Origin of the sequence: Psychrobacter sp. TWP2-1-2, from assembly GCF_049896785.1 — a bacterium.
In the GTDB taxonomy this organism is placed as follows: domain Bacteria; phylum Pseudomonadota; class Gammaproteobacteria; order Pseudomonadales; family Moraxellaceae; genus Psychrobacter.
On sequence record NZ_JAFCVA010000002.1, the window covers coordinates 285102 to 298882 of the forward strand.

The window sequence follows — 13781 nt, forward strand, 5'->3', positions numbered from 1 at the left end:
CAAATAATGTCTGATCCATCGCCAGCTACTAAACCTAGCTGGCGTTTTGGTGACCTATCGGCTGCAGAACTTATGCCGCTGCTACAGCAGTATTTAATCGCACAAGATACTAAGGCAAACTGGCAATTGGTTTGGCTCAACAATGATGGCCGACCGGTGATTGGCTTATTGCCAAAAGTAAGCTGGTCTGTTTATGATTGCGCTGAAAACACGTCAAATTCGAACGAACAAGCAGCCCTTTATCAAGTCACAAAAACCTGCCGTGACGCCGTCCACAATGATATCACTCATATGAGTTATAACGACTGGCAAGATGAATTAATCAGTTATAGTCAAACTTATGAGATTGATAATGAAAACTCAGAATCAGTAAGAGATTTAAATGAAAAACCAAGTTATCATCATGGTCTGATAGGTTTTATTGGTTATGATATTGCGGCTCATGAGCTAAGCCCGGCCGCCAAAATTGAGCGAGCAGCACAGCCTTGTGCCGTATTAGGACATTATGATATTTACTTAGCACCTGAGAAAAATCATGGCAACACGGGTTGGAAATTAACGATAAAGGCAACTGCTAACGACTCTGATAATCAGCAAAAAAATAAAATTATCAAGGCACTTGTCTCTTATTTAGATATAGTAGATAAAAATCTGGCTGATAACTGTCTCAATAAAACGCAACTGACAGCATCACCACTGCCTGCTCCTTTAGTATTAAAGTCACGATGGCGCAAACAAGACTATCAACAAGCATTCAATCAAACCCAAAAATATCTACAGCAAGGCGACTGTTATCAAATCAACCTAACCCAAGAATGGCAAGGTTTTTTTGATCATAACCCTAGCGATAATAGCGCTTTGCCGATGCTGATTGATTACTTACCTGCTTTACATCGTAATACCCGAGCACCTTTTGCTGGATACTTAGCGGTTAATCCCTTTAACCGTGAAATCAAAAATAATACGTCCCAGCATCCGTTTGAATTATTGAGCTGCTCGCCTGAGTTGTTTTTTACATTTACCAAGGATATCGATACTGGCAAGCACCATATCATCACTAAGCCCATCAAAGGGACCATGCCGCGCAGCACTAATATTCAACAAGACCATGCTTATAAACAGCAACTGACTGATAGTGAAAAGGATCGCGCCGAAAATGTGATGATTGTCGATTTATTGCGTAATGACTTGGGTAAATATGCCAAGATAGGCAGCGTAAAAGTGCCGCAGTTATTCGCAATTGAGAGTTTTAGCAATGTGCACCATATGGTCAGCACCATTACCGCAGAATTACAGACGGACACTCACCCACTCGCCGTTTTGTTTGGTAGTTTGCCTGCTGGCTCGATTACTGGCACACCAAAAAAGCGAGCGGTTGAAATTATATCTGAGCTAGAAACTGCACCGCGCGGTGCTTATTGCGGCACATTGGGCTATATGAACTTTGATGGTAGTGGTCAATGGAATGTGCTCATTCGTACGCTGCAAGCTAACACTTCATCACATAATGAGTTGGATCAAAAAAGACATATCAGCTTATGGGCAGGCGGTGGTATCACTGTCGCCTCTGATTGCCATGCTGAATACCAAGAATGTTTGGATAAAGTCGGTAATCTATTAAGCGTTTTAACTCAAGAAAATATCCATAAATATCCTTAAGGTCGTTCTAAAAGTACGACCAAAGAAGTCCATCAAAAAGCCTGCTCAACACAATGTTGGCAGGCTTTTTGATCAATACAAGCATCGTGATGCAATTATAAAGATTTAAATCGCGAACCAGATATTAATCAGCAATGATTTCAGCCTCTTTTTGCAACATCTCTAGAGCATCTATCAAACGGTTGTTTTGCTCTGCTGTACCGGTAGTGATACGCAAATACTCATTGATGCGTGGCTTGTCAAAATGACGGACGATGATGCCTTGCTCACGTAACGCATTCGCTACCGTATTAGCATTACCGTCTTTAGGACGGGCAAAAACAAAGTTGGCATGCGATGGCAACACATCAAAACCTAACGCTTTCAGCTCTGCTGTCAGAGAGTGGCGTAAGTCGATGACTTGCTGGCAAGTCTGGGTAAAATACTCAACATCCAATACACTGGCAGTTGCCCCTACTTGCGCCAGCTTATCCAGTGGATAGCTATTAAAGCTGTTTTTCATACGGGTTAAGGCTTCAATCAATGAGGCATTACCAAAAGCCATACCAACGCGTAATCCAGCAAGCGAACGTGACTTTGAAAAGGTTTGGGTCACAAGAATGTTGTCAAACTCATTGATTAAACTCACTGCTGAAATTTCTGTATCTGAACTGCCATCAGCTGCCTGCGCAAAATCAATATAAGCCTCATCAATCACAATCACTGAATTTGAGTGCTCACTAGCCAGCTTGCGAATATCGGCAAGCGATAATAGCAGTCCAGTTGGGGCATTTGGATTGGCAATGATGATGCCGCTACAAGGCTGGCGATAAGCATCAGGATCAATACTAAAATCTTCTTCCAAGGCGATTTGTACCAGCTCGATACCAAAGGTCTGCGCATAGACTGGATAGAAACTATAGCTGATATCGGGTGCTAAAACAGGTCGCTCTTTTAGAAAAAAGCTGGCAAATACTAGCGCCAATACTTCATCAGAGCCATTGCCAACAAACACTTGGTTGATATCAATATCATAGAGTTGTGCCAATGCGGCACGCAAATCATCAGACTCAGGCGCTGGATATAAACGCAGATCATCCGCTTGCTGCTCTAGGACTTTTGCGATTGCCTCGCCTACTTTCGGTGACGGTGGGAATGGGTTTTCATTGGTATTTAATTTGCATAAATTTTCATGCTGAGGCTGCTCACCAGGAACGTAAGGTGACAAATTACGCGCTTTAGATGACCAAAGTCTGGTGTCTATCTTTAACTCACTCATAAGTTATCCTACTATTAGCCACATAAATTATTAAATATAAATCTCAAAAGTACAATTCAAAAGTAATCATTAAGCCACGTTACTGATAACGATAACGGGCTGAGCGCGCATGGGCTTCTAAGTCCTCACGTTGCGCTAAAATATCTGCGGTCTCAGCCAATGGCTTACTACCAGCTTCAGTACAATAAATAATAGAGGATTTCTTCTGGAAATCATAAACGCCAAGCGGTGAAGAGAAACGCGCAGTGCCAGAGGTTGGCAACACGTGATTGGGTCCTGCACAGTAGTCACCAATCGCCTCAGGCGTGTGACGTCCCATGAAAATAGCACCTGCATGACGAATATCGTTGAGTAGCGCATCAGGATGATCAACTGACAACTCTAAATGCTCAGGCGCAACCCTATTAATCACCGCCATACCTTCAACGCGGTCTTTAACCAGTATAAGCGCGCCACGATTTTTTAGCGAATCGCGGGCGATATCGGCTTTTGGCAACTCTGCCAGCGCTTTTTCAATTTCAGCCGCTACGTCTGCAAGCTGCTGTTCACTGGTCGTGACAAAGATAGCTTGAGCGATACGGTCATGTTCAGCTTGTGACAATAAATCCATCGCCAACCAATCGGCGCGATCTTGCGCCTCGCCCTCTGCATAGACCAATACTTCAGAAGGACCAGCAATCATATCAATCCCAACTTGACCAAATACTGCGCGCTTGGCGGCAGCAACATATTTATTACCAGGGCCAGTGATTTTATCCACCGCTGGAATCGTTTCGGTACCATATGCCAAGGCAGCAACCGCTTGCGCACCGCCGATGGTAAAGACACGGTCGACTTGTGCCAAATGTGCGGCGGCTAGCACCAATGGATTGAGCACGCCTTTTGGTGCTGGCACCACCATGATGACCTCTTTAACACCCGCCACTTTGGCAGGAATGGCATTCATCAATACAGAAGATGGATAAGAGGCCAAACCACCAGGGACATAGATGCCTACTCGATCAAGTGCAGTGACTTTTTGACCCAAGCGATTACCAAGCTCATCTTCATACTGCCAAGTCTCTTGTACTTGGCGCTCATGAAAGGTCTGCACACGCGTTGCTGCGGTGGTCAATGCGGATTTTACTGTATCATCAAGATTCGCAAACGCTTCAGCAAGCGTCTCTTTAGACAGCTCTAGCTCTTGCATTGTCGTCGCTGGATGCTGATCGAATTGCTGGGTTAACGCCAGTACGACGCGATCGCCATCATGCCGAACTTGCGCGATGATATCATCAACGGTCTTTAACAAATCGACATCATTGACGGTTTCAAAGGCAAGTAACTCTGTCAATTGACTGTCAAAATCGGCATCTTGGGTACTTAGTTGGCGCATGACTTAATCCTATATCTGAGCATAAAAGACTGCTGAAAATTAGCGATGTAAAAATGAGGGGTCTTGAGTATTAATAATAATTGTGATGGCTGATATACCAGTTTTTATATATTTAGTTTGTTCAGATTATACTAACCTCATACTTTCTGGCAAGCAAATACAACAAAACCAGTTTAGCACGCTATATCTATCTTATAGCGCTAAACTGGTTTAAAAATTTGTATGACAATGCTTGAGATTACCAATGATTAGTATCGTTTGATAAAGCATTGATTCATTAGGAATTAATTTATGAAGCGCTGGCAATACTGTTTTTAAAGCTATCTAAAATCGGCTCAAGTAACGCAAATTTACGCTTGTAGCTCACTTGATTGACGATAAGGCGTGAGGACACATCGCAAATATGATCGCGTGCTTCAAGACCGTTGGCGCGCAACGTATTACCTGTATCAACCACATCGACGATCAAATCACCCAATCCAACCAACGGCGCAAGCTCCATAGAGCCATACAGTTTAATCACATCTACTTGCTGACCTTGGCTGGCAAAGTAAGCGCGGGCAACATTGACGTATTTGGTCGCAATACGTAGGCGACGATTGGGTAGCGGCGCATCTTTTACGCCAGCTGTCATCAACTTACACTGAGCAATTTGCAAATCAAGTAACTCATAGACATGGTTGGCACCATGCTCAAGCAACACATCTTTACCCGCCACCCCAAAGTCAGCCGCGCCATGTTCAACGTAGGTTGGCACATCACTGGCACGCAAAATCAATACACGCACATTGGGGTTTGAGGTTGGAAAAATAAGTTTGCGTGAGGCTTCAGGATCTTCTAATAACTCAACACCAGCTGCGCGTAGCAGTGGCATGGTCTCTTCTAGAATACGACCTTTTGATAAGGCCAGTGTTAAACCTGAAAACTCATCATTTACTTCATTTAATAAACCATCATTTGGTAGGCTATTGCTTGCTTCAGTCATAATGACATAATGTCCATGTGCAGTTAACACCCCCGCTGAAGGGGGCTTTTAGTGGTAGGTTACTAATAATGGTAGATTGCTAAGCTATTCATATCAATGCCAATCGTATCAATCATTTAGGTCATGGATTTGATAAGCAAATCGATATTAGTCATTAGTATTGATACGTTCGATATTGACCCCAAGCGCACGCAGCTTTTCTTCGACATGCTCATAGCCACGATCGATATGATAAATGCGGTCGATTAAACTTTCACCTTCAGCAGTTGCCGCTGCCATCACCAATGACATAGACGCACGTAAATCAGTCGCCATCACAGGGGCAGCGGTGAAGTTTTCGACGCCTTTTACTACGGCCGTATGACCATCTACTTGGATAGAAGCACCTAGACGATTAAGCTCAGGGACATGCATGTAGCGGTTTTCAAAGATATTTTCGATAAAGGTACTCGTACCATCCGCCAAACACGCAATAGCCATGACCTGCGCTTGCATATCGGTCGGGAAACCTGGATGCGGCTGAGTACGGATATCAACCGCTTTAGGGCGACCTTTCATCTGCGCACGAATCCAACCATCACCAGTGGTAATAATGGCACCCATATCTTCGAATTTTTCTAACACAGGTGTTAGTAATAGCGCAGAGGTGTTTTTAGTCAACACATCGCCACGCGTCATGAGTGCGCCAGCAAGGTATGAGCCTGTTTCGATACGATCCGGTACAACCGAATACTCACAACCGTGTAAGCGCTCAACGCCTTCGATGGTCATAATCGAAGTGCCGATACCGCTGATTTTAGCACCCATCGCGACCAACATATTGGCCAAATCAACGACTTCTGGCTCAAGGGCACAATTACCTAAAACGGTCGTACCTTTGGCAAGTGCGGCTGCCATAATGACGTTTTCAGTACCGCCCACGGTAATCATATCAAAAGAGTAGTTACAACCAATCAGCTTACCACCTTTTGGCGCTTGTGCTTTTACGTAACCATTTTCGACACTAATTTCAGCACCCATCGCTTCAAAGGCTTTTAGGTGTTGGTCAACAGGACGTGAACCAATGGCACAGCCGCCAGGCAATGACACTTCTGCCTCACCAAAACGTGCCAGCAATGGTCCAAGCACTAAAATCGATGCGCGCATGGTCTTTACTAAATCATACGGTGCATAGAAATTATCGATATTCTTGGTATCGCAGGTGACAGTATCGTCCTGCTTTTGGATTTTGATACCCATACCACCGATCAATTCAATCAACGTCCGCACATCTTGTAACGATGGCACATTGTGCAATGTCGTTGGCGTCTCGGCCAATATCATAGCGGCAAGTAACGGCAAAGCAGCATTTTTGGCGCCTGAGATAGTAACTTCCCCTGCGATACGACTACTACCAGTGATTAAAAATTGATCCATAGAAGTGACAACCTAACGATGAGTATTAAAATAGTGAAAATCAGACCAATCACACCCAGCCAATATAATAGCCAGTCTAATAAGCCCAATCATATGTATAACGGTCTAGCCTTTGGATTGAACATCCCATTCAGCAGGCGTCAGCGCTTGAATATTGAGCGCATGAATATCGCCACTGGCGATCTTATCATTGACTAATGCATAAATCGCCTGCTGACGTTGCACGGCACGCTTACCTTCAAAACTGGCATCAACCACGCGTACATCAAACTTATTACCTTGATTGGCAGCTTGAATAAAAGCGTCTGGGAAGTGAGTCTGTAAAAATGCAATCAAATCGTCAGCGTTCATGCTCATAGAATATTCTGCCTTAAAGTGTCAGATAGGGTATAGATTTAAAGTGACGACATTATAACAAGAGTTTAAGCATCTTACAGTACTGTCTTACGCAACTGCACCTAACTTCTGATTGCCATCCATTATTTGAGCATTTTATCCAAGTACGTCAGTACTTGCGCGCGTACATCATTGACCCAACGTAGCGGCGGTGCCATCGCACCAATACTGGTCACATGACTGGCACCTTTTATTTCACCGTTTTCTACGGTGACGCCCGCCTCTTGCAACGCTTTGGTCATTTTAATCGTATTGGTCGCATATACCACTTTGTCTTTTTCGGCAGTCAACAATAAATACGGGGGCTGCTCGCCTTTGATTTGACGGTCTGGCATGACGTCATCTGGCGTAGCATCAGCAGCAAAGGCGGTGGCGCTATCAAATTTGCGGAAGTCATAACTATAAGGACCAGCAATACCCACGACCGCAGTAATATCCTCTGGCTTAATACCATAAGGCGCTAAAAAATCTTCATTGGCGACCGCTGCAACTGCGTTAAATGCACCAGCAGAATGTCCAATTACCGCCAAGCGTTTAGGATCAGCATGTAAGCTCGGAGCATTATTGATACTCCAAGCAATCGCTTGCGCCGTATCTTTGACATAATCAGGGTACACATGCTCAGGCGCTTTACGATAATTAATTACGGCGGTGACATAACCTGCTTGCGCCAAACTCTGACCAACAAAGGCATACTGTTCTTTATTACCACTCTCCCACGAGCCACCGTGGACAAACACCACCATCGGATAGCTATCATTAATCGCACCATCATTGATAGCGCTTTGGGCTTTCATCGCTTGTGCTAATGGCTTGGGATAATAAATATCCAAATCTTGATCGGGCTCATCACCATAGAGAATGTTTTTGCTGACGCCAACGCCGCCACTAGCAGTAATGCCATTGACGATAGCCAGTGGCGATAAGGCTTGCGCATTCTGGGTGGCTAGGGCAACGCTACCCAGTGCTAAGGCGGCGACACCTGTGAATTTTAGAATGCCTACTTTGCTAGCAGTATTATTAATCATGCTTTCATTATTTATTTTTTGACGGCTTTTATTATATTCTAAGCGCTTATTTGCATCCTTCATTGCCAGTATCCCTATTATATTTATACATGGATCAAAATTAACAGCACTGCGATAGCCCTTTTATAAAATAAGCACTAATCCTGTCTTATCTACTATTCGCTTTTATATCTTACTGGCTGGCTCAGACGTTCTCGTGTTTTTCCTGTTAACAGTGTTTAGGTTTCTTGTCATTAAACACGGTTTAAACTGACGGGGCAAATAGCTTACCCTACAAGCTATTTAGCCACTGTTTTTTTGTTTTATTAATAAATAACAGCTGTATTTTAGAATACTTTTTACTGATCTTGATACAGGTCTATATATGGGCTTGATGACGGTTGCTCAACGGTTGTGCCATCTTCGGTCACGACGATAGGAGTCGATGTAGCAACGGACGCTGGCGCTTCAGAATTATTAACGCTAGCAGCAGCTACCCCGTCCACAACGACTGGCGCTGAAGCAGGATTTACCAAGTTATTTTCAGACATAATGTCGTCTTTACTTATCTTTACGCCCCTGTCATCAACGACGGTCGTCAGCAGCACCAGCTCAGTCACACCAACGGTGCTATTGGCGATATCGATTAGGTGACTCTGCTGAGTCGGTGTCATACGTCCCATGATATAAACCACACCATCATTGGTCACGGCTTTGATCTGTGAGGCTTTGACGCCATCACTCGCGGCGACTTTTGCCAGCAGCTTTGAGGTGATATAGCCATCATGAACCGTCGAGCTATAGCCTTTAGACGCGCTGACGTTTAGCTCATTATAGACATGACGCACATCTGGCATAGAGCTGACGACTTTTTCGACTTCTACTTTGATGGCCTCAGTGGGTACTTCGCCTGTCAATAACACTTCACTATTAAAGCTATCAATACCCATACGACTGGTTTGTTGCAGGTCTTCTTTTAACCCATAAACATTGATTTTGACGGTATGTTCGATACTGCGATCCAGTAGTCTCTGCGGAATGGTACGCTCTGTCATCGGCACACCATACGTACCTTCTGTACTGTTGGTCAAATAATTGGTGGTACAGCCCGTAGTGACGATGCTGGTCATTAGCATAACGCCTATCGCGGTGCGGCTTGATGAGCCAAAAATAGCAGTGCGCAAATGCATCCGTGTCATGATTTACCTCTTAGAACATGAGTGTGACGATAGTATAAAGTCAATTGATTGAGCCAGTTTTAATCTAGTAACGTTTGTTTTGACAACTGTTAATTCAGTTAATAACAACTTAGCTACTTTACTTAATTTTTACTATCAGCGGTTAGGTTTTTGGTAACGCTCACTCGATGATAAGTACTTACTACCTTCTAGTTGGATTGCTTTTACATCCTATTATCACGTATCTGCTATAAAAGCACCTTTGAGCCATTGTGGTTGATTTGCTATGTTTTGACCACTGGTCTTAATATGAGTACCTACCGTATCATAAGCGATAACATCGAACCGGCAGTCATAATCCTCATACTCAGGATGCTGTTGCAAAAAATATTGCGCCGTTTTAATCACTTTACGTTGTTTGCTTGCCGTCACGCTCAGTGCAGCACCACCAAAACCTGAACGCTGCCGTTGACGCACCTCAATGAATACCAATGTCGACCATGCTGAACCTGTCTCCAGCATAATCAAATCCAGCTCACCCACTTTGGGCTGCTGCCAATTTTGGGCAATCAAAATCAATCCTTGCGATTGTAAAAACTCACACGCCTGCTGCTCGAACAGACTGCCTTGGCGCTGCTTTGGTGAAGTGAGGTTCAAAGGTTTATGACTGCACATAAGGTCGATGGGTCTCGTTAACATTTCAGAATTATCATAGCACATCATGCTAAACTAGCCACTTTCGCGTGCAGATGCTGGTATGGTGTTTTATGCTTTGCTTAAGCCCTATTTTTGACCAGTTTTGTCAGTCAGCGCGCCACATTATATTTTAATTCCCGCTTTTAATACTCCGAGGTTTTCATGTCTAGCCCTACCGCGATGCCAGCTTGTCTATATATCGTTGCCACGCCGATTGGCAATATGAGCGATATGACGCCGCATGCCATCGATGTTTTAAAACAAGTCGCCATCATTGCCTGTGAAGACACCCGTACCTCAGGTAAGCTATTGTCGCATTTTGGCATTGATACCAAAGGCAGTAAAGCCGACGACGAAAAAGAGTCAGAAGCTCCTAACACTAAAAATAATACCGATAGTAACGTGACAGACGCTGATATCGCGACCAAGCAAAAAGGTCATAACAAGCTTTGGGCATATCATGAACACAATAGTGCCATTCAAACACCCAAAATTATCGAGATGATCGGGCAAGGTCATTCGGTTGCTTTGATTAGTGATGCCGGTACGCCACTCATCAGTGATCCAGGTTATCAACTGGTACAGGCTGCTCATGCGGCTGGCGTTAGAGTCTCTCCTATCATTGGTGCCTCTGCTGCCATTGCCGCACTGTCAGTCGCAGGATTGCCCTCAGACCGCTTTAGCTTTATTGGGTTTTTACCTGCCAAAACCCACGGTCGCCAAAAGCAATTAGCAGCATTAAACTCACGTACTGAAACGTTGATATTTTATGAAGCACCGCACCGTATTATCGCCAGTTTAGAAGACATGGCGACTATATTTGGCGCAGATCGTGAAGTCACTTTTTGCCGTGAATTGACTAAGACCTTTGAGACTGTCCATAAAAGCACTCTTGGGGATTTGGTAGAATTTGTCAAAGCTGATGACAATCAACAGCGCGGTGAGATAGTCGTGGTCGTCGCTGGCGTGAATGTGGCGCAGGATGCGGATGACATCAGTATTCATGATAAATTATTGCAGCGCTTACTTGAGGACTTATCGGTTAAAAAAGCCGCTGCATTGGGCGCTGACATTACTGGCGTCAAAAAGAATGCGCTATATCAGCGCTTACTTGAGCTACAAGCTGAATAATTTTTGGATATTCATATTAAAGACAGTTATAAAACTATTGAGGAGAAGTGAGCAATGTACAATGTAATGGCGATAGGCAACGCATTGGTTGACCATGAATATGTATTGTCAGATGCGGCGCTAGAAGAGACTGATTTGACCAAAGGTAATATGACGCTGGCCGGTATCGACGAGCAACAGCAATTATTGGCGTATTTTAAACTGGCAGAAATTGCACCATCAAAGCAGGCTGGTGGTGGCTCAGCGGCCAATACGATGTACACCTTTGCAAGTTTAGGCGGCAAGCCATTTTATGCGTGCCGCGTCGGTGACGATCAACAAGGCGAGTTTTATCTCAAAGACTTACATGAAGCAGGTGTTGCAACTTCAGAGAAATCTATCCATGCAGGCGGAGTAACGGGTTCATGTGTGGTCGCAGTGACCGAAGATGGCGAGCGCACCATGCAAACTTATCTCGGTACTTCAAGCGAAATCACCGCAGAAAATGTCGATTTTGATGCGCTGACACAAGCTGACTGGTTATATATAGAAGGCTACTTGGCCATGACTGAGAGTATTCAGCCTGCCATGACTCAGTTGCGTCATCAAGCAGGGATTCATTCTGCAAAAATTGCCGTAAGTTTTGCTGATCCTGCCGTGGTGAAGTTTGCCAAAGACGGTTTACTCAATATGCTGGGCAATAAAGTGGCAGTGATATTCTGTAATAGTGAGGAAGCCAAACTCTTTACGGACAAAAAACAAGTCAAGGCAGCCGCACGCGCACTGCTTGAGTATTGCCAGACGGCAGTCGTCACTGATGGTGCCAATGGTGCAACGATCGCCCATAAAGCTGATGACAAATCAGAGATTGAGATTTATGAAGTTGCTACACCAATCGTTACTAATGTCATTGATACCAACGGTGCCGGTGATAATTACGCAGGAGCATTTTTATACGCGTTGTCGCAGCACTATAGCTTGCCTGAATGTGGTCGTCTTGCCAGCGAAGTGGCGGCGCAGGTGATTCAACAGTTTGGACCACGATTGGCCTCACAAGATTATAGAGATATTGCAAAGCGTGTACTATCTGCTTAACTTATAAAAATCTGTCATTGCCGATAATAAAAAAAGCCCATATCGATTGATATGGGCTTTTTTATTATCGGCAATGAGACAAATTATTCAGTTCACATTGCTCAGTTCACATGGTTCAGTTCAATAGAAAGCGTTTAATACTAAGCCGAGGCTAATGCTTGCGCAAGATCCGCTTTGATATCTTCGATGTGCTCGATACCAATTGATAGACGTACCATATCAGTGCTTACACCTGCATTTTCGAGCTCTTGCTCATTAAGCTGGCGATGCGTGGTCGTCGCTGGATGACAGGCTAGTGATTTGGCATCACCTATATTGACCAAACGAGTAATCAATTGCAGCGCATCGATAAAGCGCGCACCTGCTTCTAGACCACCTTTGACTCCAAAGGTCAAAATAGCAGATGGCGTACCTTTCATGTATTTTTTGGCAAGCTCGTGCTCAGGATGATCCGGTAAACCCGCATACTTTACCCAAGCAACCTTGTTATGGTCACGTAGATATTCTGCGACGGCTTGGGCGTTTTGCACATGACGCTCCATACGTAGACTCAATGTCTCCATGCCCTGCAAAATACCAAAGGCATTCAATGGGCTAAGTGCCGCGCCCGTATTACGTAGTGGCGCCACGCGAGCACGAGCGATAAATGCCGCTGCGCCCACGTCTTTGACAAAGTTCACACCGTGATAACTATGATCTGGCGTGTTTAATAACGGAAAACGCTCAGGATAGTCGCCCCATGCGAATTTACCACTATCGACAATCGCCCCACCAATCGACGTACCTGTACCACTCATATATTTGGTCAATGAATGAATCACGATATCCGCACCAAACTCAAAAGGACGACATAACGCAGGCGTGGCAACCGTACTATCAATCACGACTGGCACACCATATTCATGAGCAATATCACTTAATGCCTGAATATCTACGATATTGCCCAATGGATTACCGATGCTTTCGGCAAAGACCATCTTCGTCTTATCATCGATTAGATTACGAATCGCTTCAGGGTCTTTATGATCGAAGAATCGCACTTCGATGCCTTGACGTGGCAACGCATGGGCAAATAAATTATAAGTACCACCATACAAGGTCGACACAGCAACGATATTATCGCCCGCTTCACAGATGGTTTGAATTGCATAAGTGATGGCTGCCATGCCAGATGCTACGGCAAGGGCACCGATACCACCTTCGAGCGCCGCGACACGTTCCTCTAACACGGCATTGGTCGGGTTCATAATACGGGTATAGATATTACCTGCAACTTTTAGATCAAACAAATCAGCACCATGCTGAGTGTTATCAAAGGCGTACGAGCTGGTGTGATAAATCGGCACTGCGACCGCTTTGGTCGTTGGCTCAACGCTATAACCGGCATGAATAGCCAAGGTTTCAAGACGTTGAGGAGTCGCTGATTTTTGGGCTGTTTGCTGGGCTGCTTGTTCATCACTCATCATATATTCCTTTATTTCGATAAAAGCTATTAATCAATAAATGACTAATCAACAAATTATTAATCAACAATATGTCACTGAAAATTCAGCTAAAAAACAATCTACCAAATCATAGCAATAAAAAAAGCCAAGTTCATCAAAAC

General features: G+C 44.4%; 12 protein-coding genes. 3 read left to right on the plus strand and 9 right to left on the minus strand.

The genetic code is table 11. From position 1 onward, the window contains the following. Nucleotides 1–6 precede the first annotated feature (6 nt). Nucleotides 7–1659, plus strand: a complete 1653-nt coding sequence (locus tag ACP7AE_RS03135) for an anthranilate synthase component I family protein (protein WP_426241285.1) — start codon at nt 7–9, stop codon at nt 1657–1659. Between the two features lie 124 nt (nt 1660–1783). Here the strand turns inward: ACP7AE_RS03135 and hisC are convergent, their stop codons facing one another. The 8 genes from hisC to ACP7AE_RS03175 all read right to left on the minus strand — a co-directional run bounded on the left by hisC (nt 1784) and on the right by ACP7AE_RS03175 (nt 9997). Beyond that, nucleotides 1784–2917, minus strand: coding sequence for a histidinol-phosphate transaminase (gene hisC, locus ACP7AE_RS03140; protein ID WP_426241286.1), 1134 nt, complete (start codon nt 2915–2917; stop codon nt 1784–1786). Nucleotides 2918–2996: 79 nt separating this feature from the next. Then, on the minus strand, nt 2997–4292 hold the full coding sequence (gene hisD / locus ACP7AE_RS03145; RefSeq protein WP_201540650.1) for a histidinol dehydrogenase: 1296 nt from the start codon (nt 4290–4292) through the stop codon (nt 2997–2999). A gap of 289 nt (nt 4293–4581) precedes the next feature. Continuing rightward, nucleotides 4582–5277: an ATP phosphoribosyltransferase gene (hisG, locus tag ACP7AE_RS03150; protein WP_045447985.1), complete on the minus strand. Its 696-nt coding sequence runs from the start codon at nt 5275–5277 to the stop codon at nt 4582–4584. 147 nt (nt 5278–5424) lie between these two features. Further along, nucleotides 5425–6693, minus strand: coding sequence for a UDP-N-acetylglucosamine 1-carboxyvinyltransferase (murA, locus tag ACP7AE_RS03155; RefSeq protein WP_201540651.1), 1269 nt, complete (start codon nt 6691–6693; stop codon nt 5425–5427). A gap of 105 nt (nt 6694–6798) precedes the next feature. After that, nucleotides 6799–7050, minus strand: a complete 252-nt coding sequence (locus tag ACP7AE_RS03160) for a BolA family protein (RefSeq protein ID WP_010200621.1) — start codon at nt 7048–7050, stop codon at nt 6799–6801. A 122-nt stretch (nt 7051–7172) separates the two neighbouring features. Next, entirely contained in the window at nt 7173–8180 is a 1008-nt protein-coding gene (locus tag ACP7AE_RS03165; RefSeq protein WP_426241287.1) for an alpha/beta hydrolase, read from the minus strand. A 275-nt stretch (nt 8181–8455) separates the two neighbouring features. Next, the gene (locus ACP7AE_RS03170; RefSeq protein ID WP_201540652.1) at nt 8456–9295 is read right to left on the minus strand and encodes a BON domain-containing protein; all 840 of its coding nucleotides are present in this window, start codon (nt 9293–9295) and stop codon (nt 8456–8458) included. Nucleotides 9296–9511: 216 nt separating this feature from the next. After that, nucleotides 9512–9997 (minus strand): YraN family protein, encoded by a 486-nt coding sequence (locus ACP7AE_RS03175; protein WP_201540653.1) that lies wholly within the window; start codon nt 9995–9997, stop codon nt 9512–9514. A gap of 135 nt (nt 9998–10132) precedes the next feature. On the opposite strand from ACP7AE_RS03175, the gene rsmI reads away from it, so the two are divergent. Together rsmI and ACP7AE_RS03185 are read left to right on the plus strand one after the other, a co-directional pair. Then, nucleotides 10133–11101 carry a 16S rRNA (cytidine(1402)-2'-O)-methyltransferase gene (gene rsmI / locus ACP7AE_RS03180; protein WP_201540654.1) on the plus strand — a complete coding sequence of 323 codons (969 nt, stop codon included), beginning with the start codon at nt 10133–10135 and terminating at the stop codon, nt 11099–11101. A 54-nt stretch (nt 11102–11155) separates the two neighbouring features. Continuing rightward, entirely contained in the window at nt 11156–12175 is a 1020-nt protein-coding gene (locus ACP7AE_RS03185) for an adenosine kinase (RefSeq protein WP_198330257.1), read from the plus strand. Nucleotides 12176–12315: 140 nt separating this feature from the next. On the opposite strand, the gene ACP7AE_RS03190 is transcribed toward ACP7AE_RS03185, so the two are convergent. Further along, nucleotides 12316–13638 (minus strand): O-acetylhomoserine aminocarboxypropyltransferase/cysteine synthase family protein, encoded by a 1323-nt coding sequence (locus tag ACP7AE_RS03190; RefSeq protein WP_201540655.1) that lies wholly within the window; start codon nt 13636–13638, stop codon nt 12316–12318. Nucleotides 13639–13781: the final 143 nt, after the last annotated feature.